The 26,913-nt window shown below is 56.7% G+C and carries 27 protein-coding genes; 10 read left to right on the forward strand and 17 right to left on the reverse strand.

The window, feature by feature from the left end; all coding sequences use genetic code 11:
- Positions 1-74: 74 nt before the first annotated feature.
- Positions 75-833, forward strand: a complete 759-nt coding sequence (locus GS636_RS03840) for an FkbM family methyltransferase (protein ID WP_171668497.1) — start codon at positions 75-77, stop codon at positions 831-833.
- A 106-nt stretch (positions 834-939) separates the two neighbouring features.
- Positions 940-1,332, forward strand: a complete 393-nt coding sequence (locus tag GS636_RS03845) for a hypothetical protein (protein ID WP_171668498.1) — start codon at positions 940-942, stop codon at positions 1,330-1,332.
- A 37-nt stretch (positions 1,333-1,369) separates the two neighbouring features.
- On the opposite strand, the gene GS636_RS03850 is transcribed toward GS636_RS03845, so the two are convergent.
- The 4 genes from GS636_RS03850 to GS636_RS03865 form a co-directional block, all read right to left on the reverse strand.
- Entirely contained in the window at positions 1,370-1,936 is a 567-nt protein-coding gene (locus tag GS636_RS03850; protein WP_171105301.1) for a sarcosine oxidase subunit gamma, read from the reverse strand.
- The gene (locus tag GS636_RS03855) at positions 1,929-4,943 is read right to left on the reverse strand and encodes a sarcosine oxidase subunit alpha family protein (RefSeq protein ID WP_171668499.1); all 3,015 of its coding nucleotides are present in this window, start codon (positions 4,941-4,943) and stop codon (positions 1,929-1,931) included. The genes GS636_RS03850 and GS636_RS03855 overlap by 8 nt, the downstream gene beginning before the upstream one ends.
- Before the next feature lie 64 nt (positions 4,944-5,007).
- The gene (locus GS636_RS03860; protein WP_171090823.1) at positions 5,008-5,340 is read right to left on the reverse strand and encodes a sarcosine oxidase subunit delta; all 333 of its coding nucleotides are present in this window, start codon (positions 5,338-5,340) and stop codon (positions 5,008-5,010) included.
- Positions 5,341-5,416: 76 nt separating this feature from the next.
- Entirely contained in the window at positions 5,417-6,661 is a 1,245-nt protein-coding gene (locus tag GS636_RS03865) for a sarcosine oxidase subunit beta family protein (protein ID WP_171668500.1), read from the reverse strand.
- Between the two features lie 176 nt (positions 6,662-6,837).
- Between GS636_RS03865 and ccmI the strand changes: the two genes are divergently transcribed.
- The 3 genes from ccmI to GS636_RS03880 are packed head-to-tail and all read left to right on the forward strand — an operon-like array spanning position 6,838 to position 8,771.
- Positions 6,838-8,058, forward strand: coding sequence for a c-type cytochrome biogenesis protein CcmI (gene ccmI, locus GS636_RS03870; protein ID WP_171668501.1), 1,221 nt, complete (start codon positions 6,838-6,840; stop codon positions 8,056-8,058).
- Positions 8,055-8,519 carry a Holliday junction resolvase RuvX gene (gene ruvX, locus GS636_RS03875; RefSeq protein ID WP_171090829.1) on the forward strand — a complete coding sequence of 155 codons (465 nt, stop codon included), beginning with the start codon at positions 8,055-8,057 and terminating at the stop codon, positions 8,517-8,519. Before ccmI ends, ruvX begins: the two co-directional genes overlap by 4 nt.
- A gap of 18 nt (positions 8,520-8,537) precedes the next feature.
- Entirely contained in the window at positions 8,538-8,771 is a 234-nt protein-coding gene (locus GS636_RS03880) for a DUF1289 domain-containing protein (RefSeq protein ID WP_171090831.1), read from the forward strand.
- Positions 8,772-9,340: 569 nt separating this feature from the next.
- Here the strand turns inward: GS636_RS03880 and GS636_RS03885 are convergent.
- The 4 genes from GS636_RS03885 to dusA are packed head-to-tail and all read right to left on the reverse strand — an operon-like array spanning position 9,341 to position 12,738.
- On the reverse strand, positions 9,341-10,069 hold the full coding sequence (locus GS636_RS03885; protein WP_171668502.1) for an STAS/SEC14 domain-containing protein: 729 nt from the start codon (positions 10,067-10,069) through the stop codon (positions 9,341-9,343).
- Between the two features lie 36 nt (positions 10,070-10,105).
- On the reverse strand, positions 10,106-10,888 hold the full coding sequence (locus tag GS636_RS03890) for a hypothetical protein (RefSeq protein ID WP_171668503.1): 783 nt from the start codon (positions 10,886-10,888) through the stop codon (positions 10,106-10,108).
- Positions 10,885-11,709, reverse strand: a complete 825-nt coding sequence (locus tag GS636_RS03895) for a sulfite exporter TauE/SafE family protein (protein ID WP_171668504.1) — start codon at positions 11,707-11,709, stop codon at positions 10,885-10,887. The genes GS636_RS03890 and GS636_RS03895 overlap by 4 nt, the downstream gene beginning before the upstream one ends.
- Before the next feature lie 15 nt (positions 11,710-11,724).
- Positions 11,725-12,738, reverse strand: a complete 1,014-nt coding sequence (gene dusA, locus GS636_RS03900) for a tRNA dihydrouridine(20/20a) synthase DusA (RefSeq protein ID WP_171668505.1) — start codon at positions 12,736-12,738, stop codon at positions 11,725-11,727.
- 258 nt (positions 12,739-12,996) lie between these two features.
- Here dusA and GS636_RS03905 point away from each other — a divergent pair, with 258 nt between their 5' ends.
- On the forward strand, positions 12,997-14,115 hold the full coding sequence (locus GS636_RS03905) for a site-specific integrase (RefSeq protein WP_253762630.1): 1,119 nt from the start codon (positions 12,997-12,999) through the stop codon (positions 14,113-14,115).
- A gap of 376 nt (positions 14,116-14,491) precedes the next feature.
- Here GS636_RS03905 and GS636_RS03910 read toward each other — a convergent pair whose 3' ends face one another.
- The 3 genes from GS636_RS03910 to bchE all read right to left on the reverse strand — a co-directional run bounded on the left by GS636_RS03910 (position 14,492) and on the right by bchE (position 17,620).
- The gene (locus GS636_RS03910) at positions 14,492-15,304 is read right to left on the reverse strand and encodes a methyltransferase domain-containing protein (RefSeq protein WP_171668506.1); all 813 of its coding nucleotides are present in this window, start codon (positions 15,302-15,304) and stop codon (positions 14,492-14,494) included.
- A gap of 62 nt (positions 15,305-15,366) precedes the next feature.
- Entirely contained in the window at positions 15,367-15,999 is a 633-nt protein-coding gene (bchJ, locus tag GS636_RS03915) for a bacteriochlorophyll 4-vinyl reductase (protein ID WP_371808688.1), read from the reverse strand.
- Entirely contained in the window at positions 15,965-17,620 is a 1,656-nt protein-coding gene (bchE, locus tag GS636_RS03920) for a magnesium-protoporphyrin IX monomethyl ester anaerobic oxidative cyclase (protein ID WP_171668507.1), read from the reverse strand. The genes bchJ and bchE overlap by 35 nt, the downstream gene beginning before the upstream one ends.
- A 290-nt stretch (positions 17,621-17,910) precedes the next feature.
- Here bchE and pufB point away from each other — a divergent pair, with 290 nt between their 5' ends.
- From pufB to GS636_RS03940, 4 genes are all read left to right on the forward strand, one after another.
- On the forward strand, positions 17,911-18,066 hold the full coding sequence (gene pufB, locus GS636_RS03925; RefSeq protein ID WP_152458403.1) for a light-harvesting antenna LH1, beta subunit: 156 nt from the start codon (positions 17,911-17,913) through the stop codon (positions 18,064-18,066).
- Positions 18,067-18,079: 13 nt separating this feature from the next.
- Positions 18,080-18,430, forward strand: a complete 351-nt coding sequence (locus GS636_RS03930) for a light-harvesting protein (protein ID WP_171668508.1) — start codon at positions 18,080-18,082, stop codon at positions 18,428-18,430.
- A gap of 105 nt (positions 18,431-18,535) precedes the next feature.
- Positions 18,536-19,936: a PucC family protein gene (locus GS636_RS03935; RefSeq protein ID WP_171668509.1), complete on the forward strand. Its 1,401-nt coding sequence runs from the start codon at positions 18,536-18,538 to the stop codon at positions 19,934-19,936.
- A gap of 82 nt (positions 19,937-20,018) precedes the next feature.
- Entirely contained in the window at positions 20,019-20,627 is a 609-nt protein-coding gene (locus GS636_RS03940; RefSeq protein ID WP_171668510.1) for a hypothetical protein, read from the forward strand.
- A 13-nt stretch (positions 20,628-20,640) separates the two neighbouring features.
- Here the strand turns inward: GS636_RS03940 and idi are convergent, their stop codons facing one another.
- Genes idi through GS636_RS03970 form a run of 6 tightly spaced genes read right to left on the reverse strand, consistent with a single transcriptional unit; the run spans position 20,641 to position 26,814 of the window.
- Positions 20,641-21,183: an isopentenyl-diphosphate delta-isomerase gene (gene idi, locus GS636_RS03945; protein ID WP_171668511.1), complete on the reverse strand. Its 543-nt coding sequence runs from the start codon at positions 21,181-21,183 to the stop codon at positions 20,641-20,643.
- Positions 21,180-22,358, reverse strand: a complete 1,179-nt coding sequence (locus GS636_RS03950; protein ID WP_171668512.1) for a geranylgeranyl diphosphate reductase — start codon at positions 22,356-22,358, stop codon at positions 21,180-21,182. Before GS636_RS03950 ends, idi begins: the two co-directional genes overlap by 4 nt.
- A gap of 2 nt (positions 22,359-22,360) precedes the next feature.
- On the reverse strand, positions 22,361-23,659 hold the full coding sequence (locus GS636_RS03955; RefSeq protein WP_171668513.1) for a BCD family MFS transporter: 1,299 nt from the start codon (positions 23,657-23,659) through the stop codon (positions 22,361-22,363).
- On the reverse strand, positions 23,656-24,564 hold the full coding sequence (chlG, locus tag GS636_RS03960; RefSeq protein WP_171668514.1) for a chlorophyll synthase ChlG: 909 nt from the start codon (positions 24,562-24,564) through the stop codon (positions 23,656-23,658). Before chlG ends, GS636_RS03955 begins: the two co-directional genes overlap by 4 nt.
- Before the next feature lie 47 nt (positions 24,565-24,611).
- Complete coding sequence (gene ppsR / locus GS636_RS03965) at positions 24,612-26,030, reverse strand: transcriptional regulator PpsR (protein ID WP_171668515.1); 1,419 nt, start codon at positions 26,028-26,030, stop codon at positions 24,612-24,614.
- Between the two features lies 1 nt (position 26,031).
- Positions 26,032-26,814: a B12-binding domain-containing protein gene (locus GS636_RS03970; protein WP_171668516.1), complete on the reverse strand. Its 783-nt coding sequence runs from the start codon at positions 26,812-26,814 to the stop codon at positions 26,032-26,034.
- Positions 26,815-26,913: the final 99 nt, after the last annotated feature.

Genomic DNA, 26,913 nt, shown 5'->3' on the forward strand with positions numbered 1-26,913 from the left:
CGGTTCCCATCGGTTAAATGCTGTGGCAGCCGCCGCAGGTCAAGGGGCGAGACAATAAAACCCGGAGGTCCGCGATGCTGGCACAGGCGCGCAAGATGTTTTACCGCGCCCGCGGATACTATGCAGGCACCCTGAACGGCGAGCCCTTTCGCTTGGACCCCTATCATTCAAAATTCTGGCGCAAAGCGTCTACTGGCGCTTGGGAGCCGGAGACCTTTGCGGTTCTGGATCAGTTCCTTTCCCAAGATCGCGATTATCTGGACATCGGGGCTTGGATCGGTCCCACGGTCCTATACGGCGCACGAAAAGCACGGCATGTGTGGTGTTTTGAACCCGACCCCACCGCTTACAGGCATCTGGCCTGGAACCTGGATCTGAATGACGTTCACAATGTCTCGGCCTTTGGCGTCGCCCTGTCGGACCAGTTTGGCGTGGCGCGTATGGCCTCGGTTCGGGGCGAGCCGGGGGATTCCACAAGTTCGCTTCTGCATGACGGGGCGCATGGCTCTGATGCGTTGACAATAGCTTGGCACCAGTTCGCGTCTATAAATGATCTGTCCGGCGTGTCGTTGGTTAAGATGGATATCGAGGGGGCAGAGTTCTTTGTCTTACCAACCCTCGCCGCGTGGCTCAGAGAACATCGCCCCGCCCTGTTTTTGTCGTTGCATGCTCCTTTGCTGCCCGAGGCTGAAAGACGTGACCGGGTGGCCGGATTGTTGGAGGCGCTGGATTTTTACCCCTCTCTCTCGGATGACAAGATGCAACCGCTGAAACCGGCGGAGCTTTTGAAGCCAGAGTGGTTAAACCGATACAGCACAATCCTCTTGCAATAAAGAAACGCCGGGACCGGTATTCTACAAACTTCAACGAATTGATCTTGCATCTTCTGGGTGTGTTGGATTGTTTGCACTCATCCGAAATCAAAAATAACTGGATGAAATGAAAAGATTTTTATTGACGATTGCCGCGCTTGCATTTGCACAAACCGCAGCGGCCGAAACCGTTACTTATGTATGTAAGATGACAAAACAGGACGCCCACGGCTGGATCGCGCCAGAGTATGGGTTCAAGATTGATACAGCCCAAGCGTCGGCACAGGCAGCCAGCTCTTACCAGGAATGGGAGGCGGCACAATTTAAAGATCGAGGCGCGAAAGGCTATCGTGTTGTCTGGAACCTAGATCAAACCATGGCCGCAGGCGGAAACGTTCGTGTTCGCTATCAGGCCAACCTCAAACCTTCCGAAAAGTCCGTTACTGTGCGCATGGCCTTTTTGCATGGTAACTTTGCGAACAAGCCATATGGTGTTGGCACTTGTAGTGTCCAAAGCTGAGAAAAGCCCCGGATGATCCGGGGCTTTTAACTTTCTATCAATAAACGCCAACCTCACTGCCCGGCTGCGCGGCAACCTTCAGCAATTTAAAGACGTAGTCCGCAGCGGAGCGGAAGCAGACCACGCGGAAGGTCTGATCGTCGTCCATCCAGAATGCGCCAGCCACCTGCGCCAGACGCGAGCGACGGATTTGGCCGGGTTGGAAGGCTTCTGCCGACAGCTCAACCGGGGCCAGCTTGCCCAATACTTCACGCGCGCTGGCACCCGTGATGCTGAATACCGCACGCGCATCCGAGACGTTGACCGCCAGAGCATGCGTGCCGCTGAGCGCGTTGGTCATTGCGGCCAATTTGGCCTCGACCTCGGCGTAAGGCACCAGCACCAGCAATTCATCGGTAGACATCCAAGCCACGCCGGTGTCGCCCTTGACCAAAGCCTCGCGCTGACCCGGCACTTTCTGCCCGGTTGCGTCCTTGACGGCTTTGGCCAGCACCTTGTCGGACAGATCACCGCGCAGGGTGATCATGCCTTGCAGGCCACATTCCGCGATCTTGGCGATCCCGTCATAACTGGCGTGGTTCAGTGCGCTGATGGGTTCAGACATTCTGCTTCTCCCCTTCCTTGTCGAAGAAGATCGGGTCCACGATCTTGGCTTTGAAGGTTTTACCGTCGGTGCCCGGGAACTCGACAATCTCACCCATGCGATCCGGGCCGTGCTTGATCAGGCCCATGGCGATGCCTTTGCCCAGATTGGCCGAGTAATAGGTCGAGGTCACGCGCCCGATCATGTTGCGCTGACTGTTGGCGTTGACACCTTCGCCCACCGCATAAGCACCGTCGGGAATGACAGAACCATCCACAGTCTCAAGACCGACCAGTTTCCAGCGCTCTGGATCGGTCATATGGCTGCGCGAATGGGCGCGTTTGCCCAAGTAGTCTTCTTTCTTTTTCGACAACGCCCAGTGCAGCCCCAGATCCTGCGGGATCACGGTGCCGTCGGTCTCGTCGCCGATCATGATAAAGCCCTTTTCGGCCCGCAGGATGTGCAGACATTCGGTGCCGTACGGCATCACTCCGAACTCTTTACCTGCCGCCATCAAGGCATCCCAGAACGCCTGACCTTGAGATGCGGGAACAGCGATCTCATAGGACAGCTCACCCGAGAACGAGATGCGATAGGCACGGCAATCGAAGTCACCGATCTTGCCATCGCGCCATTCCATGAATGGCAGCGCCTCTTTGCTGACATCCATGCCGCCCAGCTTCTCAAGCACCTTGCGCGCGTTCGGTCCGACCACGGCGACTTGCGCATATTGCTCGGTCACATTGGCGACGTAGACTTTCCAATCCCACCATTCGGTCTGCAGCCATTCTTCCATGTGACCATGGATGCGCTCGGCCCCGCCGGTGGTGGTGTGGCACAGCCAGGTGTCCTCGTCGATCCGGGCGACAACGCCGTCGTCGATCAGGAAGCCGTTTTCCGAACACATCAGGCCATAGCGGCATTTGCCGACCTTCAGCGTGGACATCATGTTGGTGTACATCATGTCGAGGAACTTGCCTGCATCAGGCCCTTTGACGATCAGTTTTCCCAGTGTCGATGCGTCCAGCAATCCGAGGTTTTCGCGGGTGTTCTTCACCTCGCGGTTCACTGCGTCATGCACGGACTCACCGGGACGAACATAGGCATATGTCCGGCGCCAGTGGCCGACAGGTTCCCAATCGGCACCGTTCTTGTCATGCCAGTTGTGCATCGGAGTCTGACGGATCGGTTGGAACACTTCACCGCGCGCCTCGCCCCCGATCGCACCCATCGAAATGGGCGTATAGGGCGGACGGAAGGTGGTGGTGCCGACTTTGGGAATCTCTGATTCAAGTGCATCAGCAAGGATCGCCAAGCCGTTGATATTGCTCAGCTTACCCTGATCGGTCGCCATGCCCAGCGTGGTGTAACGCTTGGTGTGCTCGACGCTTTCATACCCTTCGCGCGCCGCCAGCTGAACGTCCGAGACTTTGACGTCGTTCTGGAAGTCGAGCCACGATTTAGCGCGCAGCTGGATTTCAGCATTGGCAGGCATAAGCCAAACAGCTTCCATCGGTGCCTCGGCAGTGGTTTCACCAACCGGGGCTTTGGTGCGTTTGGGCGTGTGACCGACTGCCTTGCCTGCGGCTTTACCCGCTGCGTCTGCGTCTTTCAGCACATCCGCCAGAGCCAACGGACCATTCGAGCTGCCAGCAGCAAGAACAAAGCCTTCACCATCAGCACCCAGCGGTGGGCGATCAGGATCGGGGCGGAAATGCGCGTGCGCCTCGTCCCAGATTAGTTTGCCGCCGCAGTGCGACCACATATGCACAACCGGAGACCAGCCGCCTGACATGGCGACCGCATCGGCTTCGACCTCCTCGCGCGCGCCGCCGATACCCTCTTGGTTACAGATGGCAACCTTTTTGACGCGTTTGCCGCCTTTGACCTTCGCGATGGCCTTGCCAGGATCAACGCGGATACCAAGGTCCCGCGCCTCTTGCGCCAGAGGGCCAGCAGATGCACGGGCGTCGACCACGCGCAGAACATCAACACCGGCCTGTTTCAACAGTATCGCGGTGCGATAGGCGTCGTCGTTGTTGGTGGCAACAATCACACGTTCACCGGGTGTTACACCCCAGTTCACAACATAGTCGCGCATCGCAGATGCCAGCATCACGCCCGGCACATCGTTGCCCGCAAAAGACAGCGGACGCTCGATTGCGCCGGTGGCGGTGACAACCTGCTTTGCGCGGATACGCCACAACCGGTGGCGCGGGCCTTGCACGCCCGGAGTGTGGTCTGTCAGACGCTCATATCCCAGCACATAACCGTGGTCATAGACGCCCGCGCCCATGCAGCGCGAGCGCATGGTCACGTTGCCCATTGTTTCGAGTTCGGAAACTAATTGTTCCACGAACTTATCCACAGGCTCGCCATTCACCGTACCGCCGTCAACCGGAGCGCGACCGCCCCAATGCGCGGTCTGCTCGATCAGCAGAACCTTGGCACCGGATTGCGCGGCCGTTTTGGCGGCCTGCAGCCCGGCGACACCACCGCCGATCACCAAAACATCGGTAAAGGCGTAGAAGTGTTCATAGGTGTCCGCATCGCGGCTGTCTTTGTCAGGCGCTTTGCCCAGACCGGCAGATTGACGGATGAAGGGCTCGTAGACGTGTTTCCAGAACGGTTTCGGATGGATGAACGTCTTGTAATAGAAACCGGCGGGCAGAAACCGCGCCAAAGCCGTGTTCACTGCACCGATGTCGAACTCGAGGTTCGGCCAGTGGTTCTGAGAGATTGCGTTCAGACCGTTGAACAACTCGGTTGTTGTCGCGCGCTGGTTCGGCTCGAAACGATTGCCCTGCCCCAGACCAACCAACGCGTTCGGCTCTTCCGCGCCGCTGGCGACAACGCCACGCGGCCGGTGGTACTTGAACGATCGGCCCATCATCATCTGATCATTGGCCAACAGCGCCGAGGCGAGCGTATCGCCTTCATAGCCCTGCATCGCAGTGCCGTTGAACGTAAATGTGACCTTTTTCGACCGGTCAATCAGCCGGCCCTGTTTTGCGAGACGGGTGCTCATGGTGCGGACCTTTCGCAGGTGGAGGCGTCAGAGCCTCCGGCGGGAGTATTTTTGAAAACGTGAATCATACGGAGAACTCTCTCCATGACCATCCGGGGCGCTTGGCGGTGATGGCGTCCTTGATCTCTTGCGGTGGCTCGGTGGTCTGGGCCGGATAGGTGCCGAAAACTTCGAGCGTTTGTGTGCAGCGCGCGGCGTGGAACCACTTGCCACAGCCGTTGGCGTGGCGCCAGCGTTCAAAGTGAACACCTTTGGGGTTTTCACGCATAAACAGGTAGTCGTGGAATTCATCATCCGACGAACCGGGGCCATAGCGCTTCAGATGCGCTTCGCCACCGGCTGTGAGTTCGGTTTCTTCGGCATCGACGCCGCAGTATGGGCAGTTCAGGATCAGCATGTTGTCATCCTTTTGGCGGTTGGCCGGCGCGGAAGCCGACCTGAATTCTGTTGTTTGGCAACCCTGGGCAGACGCTTTAGTGCGCCACCCCAGCAGCGACGCTTTCGTCGATGAAGCGGCCCTCTTTGAAGCGGTCGAGAGTAAAGGCTTCGGTTAGCGGCGAATGGCCGGTGGCCATCAGCTGTGCCATGCCCCAGCCGGACCCCGGGATCGCCTTGAAGCCGCCTGTCCCCCAACCACAGTTGATGAAACAGCCACCTAGCGGTGTCTTGGACAAAATCGGGGACCGGTCGCCGGTCATGTCCACGATCCCACCCCATTGACGCAGCATTTTCAGGCGCGAGATCATGGGGAAGGTCTCGACCAAAGCGCGGACGGTTTCCTCGATGTGATGGAACGATCCGCGTTGTGTGTAGTTGTTGAACCCGTCGGTGCCGCCACCGATCACCATCTCACCCTTGTCGGACTGAGACATATAGCCGTGCACGGTGTTCGCCATCACGACCACATCCATGCAGGGTTTGATCGGTTCCGACACCAGTGCCTGCAATGCAATCGCTTCTAGCGGCAAACGGAAACCCGCCATTTCGGCCAGTTGACCGGAATGTCCGGCAACGACGATACCCAGCTTGTCACAATCGATAGCGCCTTTGGTGGTGTTGACGCCAACCACTCGGCCGTTGTCCGAGCGCACGCCGGTGACTTCACACTGTTGGATGATGTCCATCCCCATGGCCGAACAGGCACGGGCATAGCCCCAGGCCACGGCATCGTGGCGCGCGGTGCCGCCGCGTTCCTGCCACAACGCGCCCAGAACCGGATAGCGCGGACCGTCCAGATTGATGATCGGCACCAGTTCCTTGACGCGCTCGGGCGTAATCCATTCAGTTTTCACGCCCTGCAAAGCGTTGGCATGGGCCGTGCGTTGATAGCCGCGAATCTCGTGCTGTGTCTGCGCCAGCATCATCACGCCACGCGGGCTGAACATGATGTTGTAGTTCAGGTCCTGGCTAAGATTCTCGTAGAGGCCCCGCGCCTTTTCATAAAGGGCTGCCGAAGGGTCCTGCAGATAGTTGGACCGGATGATCGTGGTGTTACGGCCGGTGTTGCCACCACCCAGCCAGCCTTTTTCGATCACCGCGACATTCTGAATGCCGTAGTTCTTGCCAAGGTAATACGCAGTCGCCAGACCGTGCCCGCCTGCGCCAATGATGATGACGTCATATTTCTTCTTGGGTTCGGGTGAACGCCAGGCGCGTTCCCATCCGGTGTGATAGCGCAGCGCTTCCCGCGCCACAGCAAAGGCTGAATAATGTTTCATGTGCGAATCCATCCGGTTCGGTGATTGGGCGCAGATATGCCGTGTACGTGCAGTTTACCCCTGCCGTGCAACGCCGCAATATCGCACTATTGCGACATGTCGTTCATTCGCGGCCATTTGTCCCTTTTGTCGGGCGGCGCGTAGGTCTAAGTCAGGACAGCATCTTCGGAGGGACCATGACGTTCTGGGTTCTGATTTTCATTGTCGCGCTTCTGATTGCGGCTTTCCTTTGCTTTACCCTGCTGCGCAACCGCCGCGCGGAAAAGCCTGCAGCCGCATATGACCTTGAGGTATACCGCGAACAATTGGCGGGGGTTGATAAAGACCTTGCGCGCGGCGTGATTGGCGAGGCAGACGCCGAACGGGTTCGCACCGAAATCTCTCGTCGCATTCTGGCTGCGGACGAGAATTTGAAAAAGGGCGGTGCCGCGTCTGGCCCGTCGCGGGCTGTGTCCATCGTCTCGGTGGTGGTGATCGCGCTGATCCTGATCGGTGGAGCGATGGCGCTGTATGATCGCATCGGTGCCGTCGGTTTGCCGGACATGCCACTGACGGCTCGGTTGGAGCTTGCCGAAGATGTCCGGGCCAACCGACCACCCCAAAACGCCGCCGAGCAACTGGCGACTCCGCCCCAGCCTGCACAGCTGGACGAAAGCTATGCGGCGCTGCTGAAACAACTGCGAGATACTGTCGCCAACCGTCCAAATGATCTGCAGGGCCAGATGCTGTTGGCACAACACGAAACAAATGCAGGTAATTTCAAGGCGGGATATACCGCACAGCAAAAGGTAATCGAACTGTCCGGTGATGCGGCAACTGCGGACGCTTATGCCGATCTTGCCGAAATGATGATCCTTGCGGCTGGCGGCTATGTCTCGCCCGAAGCGGAACAAGCCCTGACCGAGGCATTGAACCGAGATCCACGCCACGGGCCCGCCCGGTATTATTGGGGGCAAATGCTGGCGCAGGTCGGACGGCCCGATCTGGCCTATCGCATGTGGGTGCAAACCTTGCAGGACGCCCCAAGCGACGCGCCCTGGGCCGGGGCCATTCGGGCGCAACTGGATGAACTTGCTTTCCGTGCAGGTGTCTTCAATGCGCCGGACCTGAGCGCAGCGCCCGGTCCAAGCCAGGACGACGTGAATGCCGCAGCCGAATTGACCCCTGAAGAACGGCAAGAGATGATTCAGGGAATGGTGAACCAACTGTCTGACCGACTGGCGACCGAAGGTGGCGCGCCCGAAGAGTGGGCTCGCCTGATTGCAGCCTTGGGCGTTTTGGGTCAGGGCCAGCGGGCCATCGACATTCACAAAGAGGCCATGCAAGTATTTGCCGGGAATTCCGAAGCGCTTGAAATCCTTGACGCAGCCGCGTTGCAGGCCGGGATTGCCCAATGATCCATGACGTCTTTGAAGAGTTCGCTGCGGCGTTGTCGCCGATGACCGCATTGATGGGTCTTGATCTTGGCGAAAAGACAATCGGTGTTGCCGTCTCTGACCGGATGCGCGGCGTGGCCAGTCCGTTGGAAACTGTTAGGCGCAAGAAATTCACCTTGGATTCCGCTCGTCTGATTGAGATTGTTACCGACCGTGAGATCGGCGGCATACTGTTGGGATTGCCGAAAAACATGGATGGGTCCGAAGGCCCACGTTGCCAGTCAACGCGGGCTTTTGCGCGAAACTTGTCACGTTTGACGGATCTGCCAATCGGTTTCTGGGACGAGCGGCTCAGCACGGTTGCGGCAGAAAAAGCACTGCTTGAGGCGGATACGACACGAAAACGTCGCGGACAGGTTATTGATCACGTTGCTGCCGGTTATATCTTGCAAGGGGCGCTGGACAGGCTGCGCTTTTTGTAACCAGGTCGGAGACCGTCAATGACGAATATGGTGTGGAAACGGAATGAGGTCGAAAGCCCTTGCGTCCAGATCTGCGTTGTTCATCCGACCGAACGCATCTGCACGGGCTGCTATCGCACGATCGACGAAATCACGCGCTGGTCCAAAATGGACAGCTCTGAACGTGCCGACATCATGGATGATCTGCCCTCGCGCAAACCACGGCTTGCCAAACGGCGCGGCGGGCGAGCAGCCCGATTGAACGGCTCCTGAGCTATCAGCCCACTTTTTTTCGCGCTTTGGTTTGAGCGTGCCCGCCCCTGAGCGGGATCGGTTTGCGCAATTCCTTGCGGAACAAAACAGTCATCTCTGATCGCGTCGCCTTGTCGTGCCGAACAGCTTCGCGTTTTTGTGTCACGCGCCAATTGTCCGACGTGCTGCGGTTAAGAAATCTTCCTATCAGACCTTTAAGTGCCATTTCAGAATTCCCGCTTAAAAAACAATGTCGCTGCGGGTCGAGTTCGAGCTCCGAGGGTTCAAGCTCTTGAACGTGACTGTTCTACGTGAGTGGTGACCCGCAGCGACAAAGCGTGGCTAAAGGTGTTTCCCGTAAAAATTAGGGGGAAAACACGTGGGTTTTGATCTTTTTTGACGCGCTGATCAATAAAAACCCAATATGACGCAAAATTCCCTAACGTCACAATTTGGCTCAGCCGACGTGGCAAAAGGCGAATAATCCGCGCGATCCCGGAAAAACCGCCTGTGGATTGCGAATCGCAACGGAGTTTGCAGGCAAAAAAGCGGTCAAAAGTTGACCGCTATCTTTTGAATCCCGCCAGAAACTAACCTGTCGCCAGCCAGTTCTTCGCGTTGTCGAACTCTTCAGACGAGAAGAACTGAGTGCGCGTGCCCAGAACATGACTGGCAACCTTCTGGGCCATATGCTGCCAGCTTTTGTCCCCTACAATGGCCGCCCGGTCCAACAGACCGATATGGCGGCTGGCCAAACGAAAATGCGCAGCCAGGGCAGACAACCCCTGCCAGCCGTCAAATTCCCGCAGGTCAATCAACAGGCGAAAACCGGCGCGATCCTGAAGCAATACGTCCAGGTCACGCTCTGCCTGCTTGTACTCTTCGGGGTCCAGCTTGCCCAACAGACTGATCTGCACACAAGGTCCGCCCAGATCTGTCAGGTGTATCGATCCCAGCGACTCGCGCATCCAACGGCGGGCTGCTTCCAGATCGGCCAAGTCAAATAATTGCACAGGGCACGGCAAGATCGGGGCTGCCAGCCGAATACTGGTCTGCACCCACCCCTGATCGGCAACAACGGCGATCCGGTCAAAGCCACGCCAATGACTTAGCCCCAGCTTGGTGTCAGACCATGCCGCACCCAGATCATATCCTTTGAACTCGGGCTGCACGATGGCCAGCAGACGCACCGAGTCATGCTCGGCCAGCGCGGCTTCAATCGCGGGGACCAGAGTGTTGGTGTAGTCGGCACTAGTAACCTGCCCCGACAACTCGACTTCAATCAGTGCGCCATCTGAATTCGTATGGACCGTAATCATCCGTCAAAACCTCCAAAGCCAAACAATGACAGGAGGTTAGGCAGATTCGATCCATTCGGCTACACCCCCGGCGCATTCGGGGCGGAAATAGGCAATCATCCGTCCATCTGGCCCTGCCGTCGCCGCGTCGGCCCAAGGTGCAACACCGTGCAAACAATGGCGATGCAGCAGATAGGCTTCGCCGGGCTTGGCGGGCAATTCAATCCGTGGACAAGTCTCGAACACCTCGCGACGCGCGGCCTGGTAGATGTCGGTTACATCAACTTCGTGCAGCGCCTCGTTTGACGTGCCATTCAGCGCATCCCTGAATGCAGCGCCCAGAATTTGGTGGCTGCCTTCCCACAACACCATAGGCGATGCATCCGCGCTGGCCTCGGTCAGGGGAATGCCCAATATCCACGCATGAGGCTCATCCACGCGTCGGCGACGATCTGGTCCCATCGGACGCAAACCATCCACATGGGCCGCATCCCGGTTCCGGCGATACCGGGTCGCGGCCTCATTTTCACCACGACGCGGGCGCGGATAGCCCGGATAAATGACCGACACCTGCCCTTTGTGCAGGGGTAAATCACCATAATGTTTGCGAATAAACGACACGGCTTGCCCAGATAAAGGCGCAGACTGACCAACCCTACCCTGCGTGTCGTTGGGCAGCGCATCTACGCCGATGAACCATGTCCCTTCACAGTCTAACCATTCCGCATGAGCCGGGTCTGAAGTCGAGGCGCGGGCTGCGGGCAGCGCATGGCTGACCCACTCGGCCAGCGATGGGTCATAGGCAAACTTTACCCAGCCCTTGGCCCAAAAATCACTCATAGGCCAATTGCCTTCCGCAGCATGTTCAGCGCCACCAGCGTCAGAAACACCGCGAACACCCGCTTTAGGGGTTTCGGATCCATCGCGTGCGCCAGTTTCACACCCAAGGGTGCGGTCATCATCGTCATCGCAACAACAATGGCAAAGGCCACAAGATTGACGGCCCCGATTGTCAACGGAGGGCGGTGTTCGGGCGCAATTTCGAGAAACAGAAAGCCAATAACCGACGGCACTGCGATGATCACACCAAAGCCTGCCGCTGTTGCGACCGCACGGTGGATCGGGGTGTTATAAAGGCTCATCAGCGGAACACCAAAACTGCCACCCCCGATTCCCATCAGAACCGAAAGAAAGCCCACCATGGGCGACAGAACTGCCCTTTTGATCCCCCCCGGCATGACATCGCCCAGCCGCCATTCAGCACGGCCCAGCCCAAGATACGCGCCGATCACCATACCCAGAACGCCAAACAAAGCCTGCAGGGCCTCGGTCCGCAGGGCAGATGCGACCAGAACACCGATGACCGCACCGATGACGATACCCGGGCCCCAGCCACGCAATATATCCCAATCCACAGCACCCTTTTTGTTATGCGCCATTACTGAACGAACCGATGTCACAATGATCGTGGCAAGCGACGTCGCCAAACACAGCTGCATCAGTTGCGGGCCGCCATAGCCAAGGGTTTGGAACGCATAAAAGAACGCGGGGACAAGGACGATACCTCCGCCGACCCCCAGCAACCCGGCCAGAACGCCTGCAAGCGCCCCGATCACAAGCAAAAGGCCCAACATCTGGGCCAGCAACATCGTTTCGGGCATTGTTCCCCCTGCTTGTTACGCCTCTGCCATTGGCGCAACGTGGTTCAGCGCCTGCAACATCACTTCTGGCCCGGCCCCTTTGTGAACGGCCCCTTCGGACAAGGCACGCCGCCACGCGCGGGCGCCGGGGCGACCCGCAAAAAGACCGAGCATATGACGCGTGATCTGGTGCAAGCGTCCACCTTTGGCAAGGTGCTGATCGACATAGGGCACCATTTGTTGAACGATCGCAATCGGATCTCGCGCGTCTCCAACGCCAAAGATACGTGGGTCGGCCTCAGACAGGATGTCTCCTGGTTGGTGATAGGCGGCACGTCCGATCATCACCCCGTCCAGACCTGCGTCCAAATGAACCTTCGCCTGGTCCAGTGATGTGATGCCACCGTTGATTGAGATATGAAGGTCGGGAAACGCCGCCTTCATCCGATGCACCAGATCGTAATCCAAAGGCGGAATGTCCCGGTTTTCTTTGGGGCTGAGCCCTTGCAACCAAGCCTTACGCGCGTGAATAGTCACTCTTTGGCACCCCGCACTGCGGATCTGGTCCAAAAACGCAGGCAAAACCTCCTCGGGGTTTTGGTCGTCCACACCGATGCGGCATTTGACGGTCACGTCTACATCCACCGCCGCGCGCATAGCGGATACGCAATCGGCAACACGACCGGGATCCTTCATCAGAACCGCGCCAAAGGTGCCCGATTGCACCCGGTCCGACGGGCAACCGCAATTGAGGTTGATCTCATCATACCCAGCCTCGGCCCCCAGCCGCGCCGCTTGCGCCAGCTCTTCCGGGTCTGACCCGCCCAATTGCAAAGCCAAGGGATGTTCGTCTTGGGAATACTCTAGCAGATGCATCGCCCCACCCCGCACAAGTGCCGGGGCCGTCACCATCTCGGTATACAGCAAAGTCTCGGCGCTGAGCAGACGATGAAAAAACCGACAATGTCGATCGGTCCAATCCATCATCGGAGCCACGCTTAAACGCGCTGCCTTTTGTGCGTTATTTTTCAAAGCGTTAACTCCATTCATCTCCAAACTTCGCGAAGCACGATTTCCCCTGATTTCACCGTATTCCCGGGGGTTTTCGGAGGTTCTCGATTCGAGCGTGCTACGGTGTAGCACATCCAAAGCATACAAACAGCGGCCCAAATGCAGCTGATTTCTGGCCCGGGCGCCGCCGGTTCCATCTTCTGTGTTTCCCTCAGAATTCGGCAATCAAACCCCGGAATCTTTTTCGGACGACCGAACCGAATTCCTTATCATCGAAAGCAAGATGGGACGAATTCCATGACGACTATCAAGAACAGCACAACAGATGTGCTCGCGGCGATTACTGCCCAGAATCTCTTCCACCGCTCCCCTTCTCAAGCAACCGCTGTGACTGCTGCTGGGGTTTCAGAAAACGCCATGCCGGTTTCTTCGGTCGAGCAGAAAGAAAAGAAACCTCGCAAGGAGACCCCAGAGAAAAAGTTCAAGGAGCAGAACATCACCCGATTTGAAGATAAGAATGGAAAGTTCTCCTATCGGGTACAAATCTGCAAGCGTGTGGATGGCAAACAGCACAGCCTCACGAAAACCTTCAGACACCTGCCAAACGCAAAAAAATGGCGAAACAACAAACTCCGAGAAATCGAAGCAAACGGGTTTCCAATTCAAATCGTAACGGAGACAAAGATCTCAGATGTCATCGACGACCGTTTGAAGCGAGGGAAAACCCTCGGCCGATCGGCTCGTCAAGTTCTGACCTTTATCAAAGCCGACGAGTTCGGAAAGACCAAGGTCTCAACGCTGACGCAGCAACAGTTATATGACTATGCAGACCTGTTGTCGGCTGGTGAAAGAATGCCACAGACAGTCGCGAACTACATGACTCACCTGGCGAGAACGCTATCCTGGTCCAAGGACCGGGGTGCTTTGATCCCCATCGAAGTGGTCAACCTCGCCATGCGAACTCTTTGGGAGGATGAAGTCCTGGCTCGATCGGAAGAGCGAGATCGTCGACCGGAACTCTGTGAGCTAAACAAAATTCTGACTGCAATCTCGGAAAATACCCGGCAGAAGATCCCGGTCGCAATCCTGGTCGTCTTTGCGATTTATTCCGCGCGTCGTCTGAGTGAAATCTGCAACCTGAGGTGGGATGATCTGCGCGAAAATAGTGGCAGAATCCTCGTGCGCGATATGAAACACCCCAGGCAAAAGAAGGGAAACAACGTTTGGTGTACGCTACCGTGCCAAGCGTTGGAGATCATTTTGGCGATGCCCAGGACGTCAGAGTTCATCTTCCCTTACAATCCGCGCTCGGTTGGAACAGCGTACCGACGCTTTGGAGAAGCGTATTTCGGAACTTGTCGCGACCAAGGAGGATCGGAAACGAGCTTGGCTGGAGGAGCACGCGAAAGCTCTTGAGGAGCACGCGAAACAGCACCACAAGAAATTTGATTGAAGACCTTCCGGTCGCAAGCTTTCGTCAACGTAACCGAGCGCGCAAAACCATCACATGCCTTAATTGAAGGTTAATTTGCACAGGCTCGAAACAAAAAAGTGCGGAGAAACTGAAATGACGATTTGGGAAATCACTTTCAACATAGCAACCGCCGGGGTGACGATCGCGCTTCTTCTATATGTACGACATCTTCTGAAATACTGCGGGCGGTACCGCTTGAATGATCCTGAACTCGTGAAACAGTTCAGGGACACTGCGCCGTATCATCGATTGGAAGATTTGTATGCAAGCAAGAAGTGAGCACCCACATTTCAGTTCGCAAAAAACTCTTCGCGTCCATCAGTCACTTCTGGGTTTGTGCCCGATTTGGCTGATGTATGAAATATTGCAAAACAAACAGTGCAGTAAGGCGCGTACACGTGCCTCAGCTTTAATAGCTACGGCAGTTTCGCGAAGCAGCCTACCTTGTGCAACGAATTGATCTGCTCCGGCTTCAATGATTGTCAGAAAAAAATTCGCGTCATGCTCAGATACTGGTTTGTGCAAGGTCTGATGCCCGAGCTTGAAACCTGTGTCGGTGAGGACTTCTGGCAACTGACGCATGACCCAAAGGTTCGTTACGTTACTTGTCAAAATCCGGAGAATGAGCTGGTCCAAAAGGTCGTAGTCAGAGATTGGCGCACTCATGTTGTCGAACTCGCCGTCACAAATTGCCAGGACGCCTCCCGGTTTCAGAAGACGATGTGCTTCACGAACTACATTCTGAAAATCATGCACGTGACACAAAACAGAGTGCAGCAGGATCAAGTCGTAGGACTGACTCTCTAAACCGGTTTTTCTGGCATCTCCGACTTCGAAGCTGAGGTGGGGATTGGGCGAAAAAGCCTCTGTCGCCTTCGCCACCAAAAGCGGAGAAGCCTCAATACCATGCGCACGTGTTGCTCCTGCGGTTTCAATCAGATCCAAGGTAACATGACCGGTGCCGGATCCAAGTTCCAGCGCTGTTGCGTGCGGTGGGAGGTTCAGGTTTTTCAAGAAGGCTTTGCGCATCTCTTTGTGCGCCGGGTCTTGACCGCGCGCAGTCAGGATGTCTGCGACTCTTTCTTGAAGAGCAGTGTCAAGGGACGCCACGTCTGCGTAAGGATCAATCATTTTCGCCCCCCTAAGCACCCGAGATTCGTCTGCCGCAAGCAGACCCAGAAATCCCAAAAGCCCTAACCACGACCCATCGTCACCGTTAGCTCAAAAATGCAGGCATTGACGGAGCCTTGCGCGCAGCAGCTCGTTTCAACACAATTGACGTTTGGATGAACCAATTCCCGGTAGAGATGTTCAAAGACAGCTGTGTGCCAATGGCACAGCGGTGTTTGGCTTGTTTCGCCTCGAACGATTGGGTTGTCGGTAATTTTGAACGTCCACGAGCCCTGCAACTGGAACTTACCAGAGCCTGCGAAAGTCCAAGCGTGATCCGCGATGGCCTTTGACAGGAGCCGGGCAGACATAAAGGCTGGCAACGCTTTGAGAATTCGCTGAATGGGTTTCGGAATACGATGTTGCAGAATATACTGGGCGGTCCCCTTCCCGGCCGCAGCGGCCATGGCGCGGCTGTGTTCCGGTTCCTCCCGTCGTAGCATTTGATGCAGGCGCATGGCGTGGATTTCCGGGATCATATCTCGACCGTCGGGTGTTCGCGTCAGCCCCGCTTCCGCAAGCATCTGCGAGAGACGCGAAGCACCACAGATTTTTTCAATCTGCGGCAGAAGCTGAAGGACTGCATTCGGCCCTATCAGCGCCTCGCCTGTTGCCGCACGCTCAGACATCTTCCATCTGCTGATCGCCACCGCCACAGGCGCGCAACTCGAAACCCTTTGGCATTTTGAGAGCCTCGGATCGGTGGGTCGCTCGTTCCTTCATCTGGGCTTTCACGGCTTCGCGCCGTTCGGCTGCTCTGTCCGCGGCGGCCTCCCAGTCTTCAAGCTGAGCTTCGGCCAGTTGACGCGTATCGTCGAAATGGAAATCCACCTTGGACTTGGTTTGCGGCCCCCAGTACCCAGCCTTACCCAAATCATAGAACGTTCGCTGGAAACCAGCCTTCAGAAAGGCAAAGAGACAGCCCAAGAGATAGCGTCGCCGAAAGCCTGTGCCTCGCCATGGATAGTGGAACAGAGCCTTCTTCATGTAGAAGCGACGGTAGTTATTCATCACGCCGTCCAGTAGTTCACCGCGCTCCATGGCGGCGGGTTTCATGATTGGGGTGACGAAGTTGTATTTCGAAAAATCGAAGACCTGCACCTGATCCTTCAGATCCTGGAACAGCGGGGTGAACGGCCACGGTGTATACATCGACCAGTTTGCCAGATCAGGCTGCCAGTCCCACGCCATCCGATAGGTCTCTTCCAGCGTTTCAGGGGTTTCATTGTCGAGGCCCACGATAAACTGAGCCTCGACCAGAATATCCGCCTCGCGCAAGAGACGGATGGCCGTCTTGTTTTCCTCGACCTTTGTTTCCTTGTTGAATTGGTCCAGTTTCATCTGCGCGGCGGCTTCGGTGCCCAATGACACGTGAACAAGGCCAGCCCTGCGATAGAATTTCAGGTTCTCCTTGTCCCGATAAATATCGGTGACGCGCGTGTTGATCCCCCATTTCACCCGGCGCGGCAGATCCCGGTCGATGAGTTCTTGGCAGAAGGCCACGAATTTCTTTTTGTTGATGGTCGGTTCTTCGTCGGCAAGGATGAAAAACCCGACCCCGTGATTTTCAACGAGGTCTTCGATTTCGTCCACCACATCCTTTGGATCGCGCACCCGGTAGTCACGCCAGAACTTCCACTGGCTGCAGAAGGAACAGGTAAAAGGACAACCGCGCGCAAGATTGGGGATCGCAACACGGGTTCCAAGCGGGATGTAGATGTATTTCTCCCAATCCAAAACGGTCCAATCCGGTTTGATGGCAGATAGGTCTTTGACCGTCGATGCCGCCGGGGTCGCCACGATCTCATCGCCGTCACAAAACGCCAGTCCTTTGATCTTGCGCCGGTCGTGCGGCCAGCGGCCATCGCGGATGGCCTGCATCAATTCGGTGCAAATCTCTTCACCTTCTCCACGCACGATGACGTCAACCCAGGGCGCTTCGGACAAGACTTGCTTGTACATAAAGGTGGCGTGCACTCCGCCCAACACACGGATCGCGTTCGGCGCGACGTCTCGGGCTATCCGCAACACGTCTTCGGCACGGTAAATCGATGGCGTAATCGCAGTGACACCCACCACATCCGGCCTGAGATCGGCGATTCGAATTGATAAGTCCTCGTCCGACACATCGCCGGTCATCGCATCAATAAAGTGAATGTCTTCGAACCCGGATTGACGCAGATGCCCAGTAAGATACGCCACCCATGCCGGAGGCCAAGTGCCAGCGATCTCAGCCCCGCCAGACCGGTAATTTGGGTGAACAAACACAATTCTCATGGCAGCCTCCCAGTGTAACTTATTGTAGACGCCTATAGTGTCATTTTCAATTGACATAAATCAAAATGGGGATGTGGTCGCAGTTGAAGGGTAGGGTCTGCCCACAAAACGAGCCTCAAAAGTGTCTAATTGACCTGACAGTTTTTACTGTCATATAATAATGACACTCCGGTTTCTATTATTGCGCTCCATATCGGCTGTGCGCACCCGACCGGAGAACTTGCCGTGCAGGACCCGTTCCACACGTTTTTGGCACGTTATTTCCGACAGCCGATTAACGGGAGGCAATCATGTCTGACGACCCAGAAAAAGTATGGCCAACCGGTCTCAACCTACGTGAGGCTGAAGAGGTCCACAGCTACCTGATCGACGGGACTCGCGTGTTCGGCGTCATCGCCCTGCTTGCGCACATCCTTGTTGCGGTCGCAACACCTTGGCTCGGATGAAAGGAGCGATCAGATGAACAATTCAAAAATCTGGCTCGTCGTCAAACCCACCGTTGGTATTCCGCTGTTCTTGTCGGCAGTCGCGGTTGGATCGTTTGCAGTTCATGTTGCGGTTCTCAGCAACACGACGTGGGTGTCTGATTTCCTGTCTGGCAATCCTTTGGGCAGTGGTGCTGAAACCGCGATGCTGCCGCAGGAAGATGGCGAAGCGACCGCGAAAGCATCGTTTGTTGCGGCCAGCACTGCGTCCAGCGGCGATCGGATCCTGGTAGAGATGCCGGATGGTACTCTGGCAGTGGCTACGGTCGAGGCACCAGCTGTTCTGGCATCGGCTTCCGAGACGGTTCCGCCTCCGGAGCACTAAGACCAGCAAAAACAACGGAACGGGTCCGGTGCTAAGCGGCACCGGACAGACCAGTCGCTTGAAGATATCGGCTGGCATGAGACGATTTGGGACAAGTACTGAGCAATGCTCGACTTTCGATCATTTGCACTGAATAAGCTGTCGCGGCTTAGCACGCGGTATCTGCCTTTCGCGGATGTGGCGAGCGATGATGTTCCGATGACAAGGCTTCTTCGACTGTCTTTATTTCAAGTCACTGTTGGCATGGCCTTGGTCCTGCTTGTCGGCACATTGAATCGGGTGATGATTGTCGAGTTGGGTGTTTCCGCCGCATTGGTTTCGGTGATGATTGCCCTGCCCATTTTATTCGCACCTTTGCGCGCGTTGATTGGGTTCAAATCAGATACGCACAGCTCGGCCCTTGGCTTAAGGCGCTTCCCATACATTTACCGCGGTACGCTGCTGCAATTCGGCGGCTTTGCCATCATGCCCTTCGCGCTGCTGGTGTTATCGGGTTATGGCGAGGCGATCGACGCCCCCCGCTGGATCGGCTTGTCTTCGGCGGCGTTGTCTTTCCTGCTGGTCGGCGCGGGAGTTCACATGGTTCAGACCGTTGGCCTTGCGCTTGCGACCGACCTTGTTCCGCAAGAGGACCAGCCCAAGGTCGTTGGGCTGATGTATGTCATGCTGCTTATAGGGATGATTGGATCTGCATTCATCTTTGGTGCGCTGCTTGAAAACTACAGCCCGGGACGCCTGATCCAGGTCATTCAAGGTGCCGCAGTCATTACAGTTCTTCTGAACGGTTTCTCAGTTTGGAAACAAGAGCCGAGAGGTCGGCATGTCAAAGCCGTCCCAGCACCGCCATTTTCAGTCGCCTGGGAAAGGTTTGCAAATCGGGCCGGAGCAAAACGTTTGCTAACGGTGATCGCTTTGGGAACCTTCGCCTTCGGAATTGCGGATGTGATCATCGAACCCTATGGCGGTCAGGTTCTGAGAATGTCGGTTGCCGCGACCACTAAGCTCACCGCGACGCTGGCACTTGGCACGTTGTTTGGTCTGGCTGTTGCCTCGCGCATCCTGGGCCGGGGCGGCTCACCCACCCGTATGTGCCTGATGGGGGCTCTTGTCGGCATTCCGGGTTACATCGCGATCATTCTGGCCTCGCCGCTGGATTGGTTGTCCCTGTTCGTGGCCGGAACCTTTGCAACCGGTGTCGGTGCTGGTCTGTTTGGTCATGGAACGCTAACCGCAACCATGCGATCAGCGCCTAAAACCCAAACCGGGCTCGCGCTTGGCGCATGGGGGGCTGTTCAGGCGACAGCCGCTGGTGCTGGTGTTGCACTGGGCGGCGTCATCCGAGATTTGATGCTGCAATTGCAGGGTGATCACCAGTTTGCGCCCGAAGTCGCCTATCTACCGGTCTTTTCGATGCAGATTCTCTTTCTTGCCTTCGCTCTCGTTGCGGTTTTGCCGCTCTTGCGCCTGCACCCTACCCGGCCTGACCATTCGGCCTACCTTAACTGAAAGCAAATGGAGTTGACGAAAGCCAGACCGACCTAACCCGCCGAACCGGTGCCCGACATTGAACTGAAGAACAGGAGCGATCATGACGACTGTAATTTCAAGAATATACGCAGACGAAACCACAGCCGAAGGCGTGAGGACAGCGCTGCGCGAAGCCGGGCATCCCGATGCAAATATCGACGTCTTCAAAGGAGCTGCAAGGGGTCTGGCGGGTAAAATTCACGCCGCGCGGGTCGCCAAAGATACTGCAGCCGTCTATGCCAAAATGCTGAAAGAAGACGGGGCAACACTGATTGTGATGCGCGCGCCTTTCACCCCGTTCGGGGCCGCACGGAACGCCATGAAGATCATGGACAGCGTCCAAAGCGTGCCGGCAAAGGTCGAAACCGAAACGCAGTATGTCCGTGACGAACCTGACATGGACCTGTTCATCGGTCAGAAAATTCTGCGCGATCATCCCAGATTCCTGACCCCGGACATGAACCCCTATGCAAACGCAAATCGCGGGCTGGTATCGCGGGCGATGCACTGGAAACTGCTGACGAAGCACCGCACCAAACGCTCGGCGATGTCTGGGACACGTTTCATGTCGCAGCGGATTCTGCCGTTCAAGCTGCTGTCGAACAAGCCGAGAAAAATCTCGGTGATTTCGGGCGGCAAACGGATGCTTTACAACCCGTCAGTAGACTAACCAGCAGATATGGCTAAGATAAAAGGTCGGCCGTGAGGGTCGGTCCAAGAATTTTCTGCGCATGGTTTCGCATGTAAATCTGCAGCCACGGTGTAAAAGCGTCTGGCGTGCGGTCGATCTCAGCATTTAGATCAGACACATGAACCCAGCGCGTATCCGAGACCTCGTGAGGGTTTGCATTCACCACCAGGTCAATGGGCGCTTCGGCACAAAAGACGTCGACCAGTTCATGCTCGATCAACCCCTGCCCTACGTCGGCGCGATATTCCAGCACAGTGGTGAAGCGTGGCGACAAACCGGTGATCCCCAACTCTTCGCGCAAGCGTCGAGTTGCACAATCAAGCGAGACCTCATTCCACTGCGGATGGGTGCAACACGTATTCGCCCAGAGGCCCGGCGTGTGGTATTTACCCGCAGCCCGTTTCTGCAACAACAAGGTCGGCCCCCGCAGAACAAAGACTGATACAGCCTTGTGACGCAGACCCAACTGATGCGCTTTCAGCTTTTCTACAGGTTGCAGACTGCCGTCGAGCCAAGCGGGAATCATCGTGTTCATACGAATTCCGCCCGAACCAGCCCCGTCAGATGCGCAAGGTTCTTCAGACCGATGCGCACATGCGCCATCGGGCGCGCCTTGACCAGTTTCTTGTTCATATAGGCCTCGAACGTCAGGCGCTGCACATCGATGTCATGGCATAGCGACACGAACCGCTCGCGTCGGTCGTCTGAGCGGTAATAGGCGTTTTGCATCGAAGCCAGCACGCGGAAAACCGTCTTATGCTCTTTCAGGAACAGTCGCCGCGCCAGTTTGAGGTCGGAAACCTTGCATGAGGCAAGGCAGGCTTGCGCAGCGGTTGCCGCAACCGTGCCACCTACCATCGCGTAGTAGATCCCCTCGCCCGAGCTTGGAGCCACCACGCCTGCAGCATCCCCAGCCAGAACGACGTCTCGACCGTTGTCCCAGCGATCCAATGGTTTTAGCGGAATCGGTGCGCCTTCGTGACGGATTGTACGGCACCCCTCCAAACCGGATGCGCTCCGCAGCTCCTTCGTCGCTTTCTTGAGGTCGAACCCGTTGATACCGGTCCCCATACCTACGCTGGCGGTCTGGCCGTGAGGGAACACCCAGCCATAGAAATCTGGAGAAATCGATCCATCATAGACCACGTCACATCGGGTCGGATCATAGGCCTGCACCGCGTCCGGTGCTTCGATAATCTCATGATAAGCAATGACATAGGGGATCTTGTCACCACCGGGAACCTCGGCCCGCGCAACGTTTGACCGCGCTCCATCCGCACCGATGATCAGCCGCGTGGGCAGTTTCACCTCTTCCTTGCTCTGTTTTTCCCGATAGACAACCGAAGGGCCGCGTTCGTCTCGTTCGATCCGCAGGAACGTCCCCGTATGGCGCCGCGCACCGGCGGATTGTGCCCGCTGGCGCAGGAATTCATCAAAATACTCTCTGTCGACCATCCCGACAAATCCGTTTTCGATGGCAATATCCACCTGCCGCCCGGTCGGAGAGATCATGCGCGCCGTGTTGATCTTGGCCACCAATTGTTCGTCAGGGATGTTGTAGTCCTCGATCAAACGCGGCGGGATCGCCCCGCCACAAGGCTTGATCCGCCCGTCCCGGTCAAGCATGCAAACCTTATGCCCGGCTTTTGCCAGATCTTCGGCGGCTGTGGCTCCGGCTGGGCCGCCACCGACGACTACGACATCATACATGGCTATTCTCCCGCAACGACGTGCGTATCACGCCGTGTTTCGTGAATGACTTGAACGGCAAGGATTGCAGCGGCGACAAACAGGGCAGCTTCGGCGAGGAAGACCGCTCCGAACGCGTTTGCATCCGACATCGCTGACCGGAATACATCCGCCGCCGCTGCGCCCAGCAAACCTCCGACACCAGCGGCAATTGCTTGTGCTGCACCCCAAAGCCCCATGCGCGTGCCTTCTTGTCCACTGGCATGCTCACCGGCCAGTTCCATCATGGCGCCGATCGCAGCCACAGCGAACATGCCATTGAAGAAGCCAAGCGCCACAACGGCCCATATCAGTGGGGCACCCGGCCCCATCTGGCCCATCGCGAAGATCACCCCCAGACTGACCGCAGAACCCAGGCAGCCTGCAACCACCCAACCGCGCAGCGATCCGATCCTCAGCCCGGTTACGGCGATCCCAACTGAGAGCATCCCAAGGAATACCCCGCCGTTTTGTGCCCCAGACAGGGATGTGGATTCGCCCGGCGTAAAGCCGAATACCAGTCCCGCATAGGGTTCTAAGATCAATTCCTGCATGAAGAAGGCTGTCATCGACAGGAAGACAAACACAGTGAACCTGCGTGCCGCATCATCCGCCCAGACGTCGCGCAGAGCGTCGCGGAATCGCAGCTTAGCTTTCGATGGCCGTGTAACAGTCTCTACGCCCGCCTCGATGCGCCATGTGGCCACAGACGTCAGAACTACGGCGCCCAACCCGACACACGCGACGATGACAAGCAGTCTGAACGGGCTATACGGATCGAGCATCGCACCAACAGATGCGGCGGTAATCGCGATCCCGGCAATCATCATAAGCCATGTGATCGTTGCAGCAGCCGCGCGGCGGCGAGGCGCCGTGGCAGTAGCGAGTAAAGCCAGCAATGACGTGCCTGACGCGCCGACCCCCACGCCGATCGCTGTGTACGAGAGGACCGACAGGAACAGCGCTAACCAGAAGCTCTCGCCAAAGAGCGGAATGCAGAACGCCGCACCCAAAGCCCCAAACGCAAGGATCGCCATGCCCCCGATAACCCATGGGGTCCTCCGCCCCGTCGCGTCCGACAGAAAGCCCCAATGTGGGCGAGAAATCTGAATACCGTAATGCAGACCCACCAAAAGGCCCGGCAGGATCGCAGGCAGCGCCAGTTCGACCACCATCAGCCGGTTCAGGGTCGATGTTGTGAGAACTACGATGCTCCCCAAACACATCTGAACCAGACCCAGCCGGACAATTCCGATCCAAGAGAGATATCCGGAGTTGCTCATACCAAAGCCTCCAATCCACGCAGGCCAAAGGCCGCGATCATCATGCCACCGACGTAAAGGGATACGCCGGTGCCGTTGTACCAAGGTGCCTTTGCTTTGGGGTCTTTCAGCAAGACGCGCATTGCCATCAGCTGACCGATCACTGCAGCCAGGATAGCCACAGCAAAGATCGGTTGGCCCCAAAGCTTCAACAGAGCAATGACGGCCATTTGCGGCACAATCATCATCCAACATGCCAAACGAGCAGCGCGCTCAGGTCCGAGTGTCACCGGAAGGGAGTTGATCCCCAATTGCCGATCACCCTCTAACGCCTTGAAATCATTCAACGTCATGATCCCATGCGCGCCAAGCGCATAGAGCGCAGCGATGATCACGACTTGCGAGGAAGGTGTCCCAGCCGACAGAACCGCCGCGCCGGTGAACCAGGGCAGGCCTTCGTAACACAGGGCCACAAGGCCCGGACCCCACCAGCCTGAACGTTTCAGCCGTACGGGTTCAGCCGAATAGGCCCAGGCTGCAAGCACTCCAAACACGGTTGCGCCAAAGCCCCAGCGCCCCAACTGCCAACCGACCGCCAAGGCCAGAACGCTCATCGCGATGGCGATCCAAGCCCCCCACATACCGGGGATACGACCCGACGGAATAGGGCGGTGGGGCTCGTTGATCTTGTCGACATGACGGTCGCACCAGTCATTCGCGGCCTGACTCATTCCGCAGACAATCGGGCCGGCAAGGACGAGGCCCAACAGGATCAATCCGATCTGTCCAGACAATGCGCCGCCCGAGGACACCACCCCGCACAAAAACGCCCACATCGGTGGAAACCAGGTGATGGGCTTGATCAACTCCAACGCCGCCAGTGGCTGCGGCCAGGAGGATGAGTGTAAATCAGGATTTGCGCTCATGTGTCAATCTTGATTGACAACTTGAGTCGATGCAAGAAAAACGCGCGCTATTCGCCGTCTTGTTTTTCCTGAATTCCCAGCTTGTGCAACTTGACGTATAGACTTTGGCGCGACAGGCCCAACATTTCGGCAGCGGCAGCCCGGTTATTGCCCGTTAGCTCAATCGCCGTCTCAATGCACATGCGCTCGATCACATCCGTGGTCTGGGACACGATTTCCTTGAGATGCGCCGAACCCACCAGATCAACCACGTCCCCACCCGCCAGATTCTGACGATTGTTGACCGGCGCCCGCATCGCCTCGGACCGCGTTGCGTCCCGGATCACAAATGCGACGGATGGATTAGAGCGGCTGTTCAAATAGGAAACCGAGACCTCGGCAGCTGTCCAAACGCCCACGTCGTTGCAAAACTTGGTCGCATATACGGACATGCGACCTGATTTCATTGCATTATCAAGCAGTACATTCAGGTCAATCTGACCGCGCGACATGTATTCAGCCAGGCTGGTTCCCCGCACGTCTACGTGATGGGCAAAATCGACGAGCCTGAGAAATGCTTCATTTGCCGACTGAATGACACCCTTGCTATCCGTGAAAACAATCGCCTCAGTCCCCGTCCGGAACAGCCGAGCCAGATTGTCCGACAGCTGATCGCTGGCGTGTTCTTCCGTTGTGCCAGATTCCAGACGACAGATCAGCAAACGCTCCCCGCCGGCCCGGAAACTAATCGGCGTTATCGTTATGTCACTGCGCGTACGCTTGGCCTGAATGGTCACCTCAGCGTCGACCTCTGAAAGCGCCAGAGCCAAAATGTTCTGAACAAATTCGGAACGTCCGCGATCCTTGAATTCATTTGCAAAGGGCTGGCCCTGAAGCTGGTCTTTAGCAGCCCCTAACAGATGCGCGGCCGCATCGTTCAAATCGCGAATACGCCCATCTGTGACCGACACCAACGCAAAAGCGTCACGCGTGACCGACATCAGCATGCGGTAGCGCGCGTCAAACTCACGCCGCTCCTCATAGCCTTGCTCCAACGCCAGTTGGGCCTGAACCAATTGCTGTTGAGTTTCAGCGACTTGTCGCAAATCACGCCCAAGCATCAGGATGGCAGGCTCGCTGTGTCCGACCGGATGTATCGAATATCGAACCGGATATTGCCAAGCCATTTTGTCCCGATGGTTCAATTCGACCTGCTGAATACTGGCGCTTTCGGCAGTCTGCTTGAGTATGCGGTCCAGCTTGGGAAGGCACTCCTCGGTCAAATAGTCTGTCAGATTGTTGCCAACCCAATGATCCAGATCGCCGTAAGGGGCACCGTTTTCGCTGACCAACGCGGCCATGACCACGCCCTCTGCATCTATGATCAATGCTATATCTGACGCTTCAGAAAGAACGCCTGCTAAGAACTCTGGTTCGATCATTGGCAGTGCGGCGATCTGCCAAGGGTTCGGCTTGCCCGACGTCATGTCATTGAGCCGCGAGAGGACCCGCACGATCCTTGGCGTTCGCCAGTCCGGCAAGCGCAACTTCGAAGTTGGATGTGGTAATATCCGCGCCTGTTCCTGTTGAAGTCAACTTCACCTGCTTCTCTATTGCCCCGCCAATAACCAGCCTTGGCGGCCGGTTTATTTCTGACCGAATACGTGTGATCAAACGTACCGCATTGTCAAGAGCCTGGGTTCCAGCACAGGAGATCAGCGCAGCATCAAACCGCCCCCGCCGAATGCATGATACCACTTCCTTTTGTTTGGCTCCGGCGATCAACTGAACGGAACATCCCATGCGGCGCAACTGCGACGTCATCACGACTGATCCGATCATGTGCTGCTCACCAGGTGCTATAGCGACAAGGATCGTGGGCTGCCCAGTACGACGCGGGCGCATGTCCCAGTTATCTGACAAGGCCTTGCACAGTGCATAGAGACGCGAAGACGCAAATGTTACCGTCGCGAAACTCGCTTCATCATCCACCCACATCTGACCAGCGCGACGAGCGGCTTCAGGGATGCATACGTCAATAATCTCGGACGATGACACACCAGTTTCCCTCAAGAAATCAATTGCCGTTTCTTGAGAAAAGTCTCCGTCGTACATCACCTCGGCAAACAGCCAATCTGTCACCTTATTGAGATCCAGCAACGACGGGTTCTGTGACTGCGAGTCAAGGGAACTCAAGACCTGCTTCGCAAACGCTTCAAGCTGGTTTTGATCCAGTGGTCGATTGCCTTGAAATGGATCGACAGGTGGCATCGGAGTATCCAATCCTTGCTAAAGGGCTGCGACTGGAATCGTTATTGGGGTGGTTAACTGACCTCGGATCAGTCTGGTTCAAGTGGACGGATTTGTCAA

This window comes from Ruegeria sp. HKCCD4884 (genome assembly GCF_013110855.1).
Classification (GTDB): Bacteria; Pseudomonadota; Alphaproteobacteria; order Rhodobacterales; family Rhodobacteraceae; genus Ruegeria.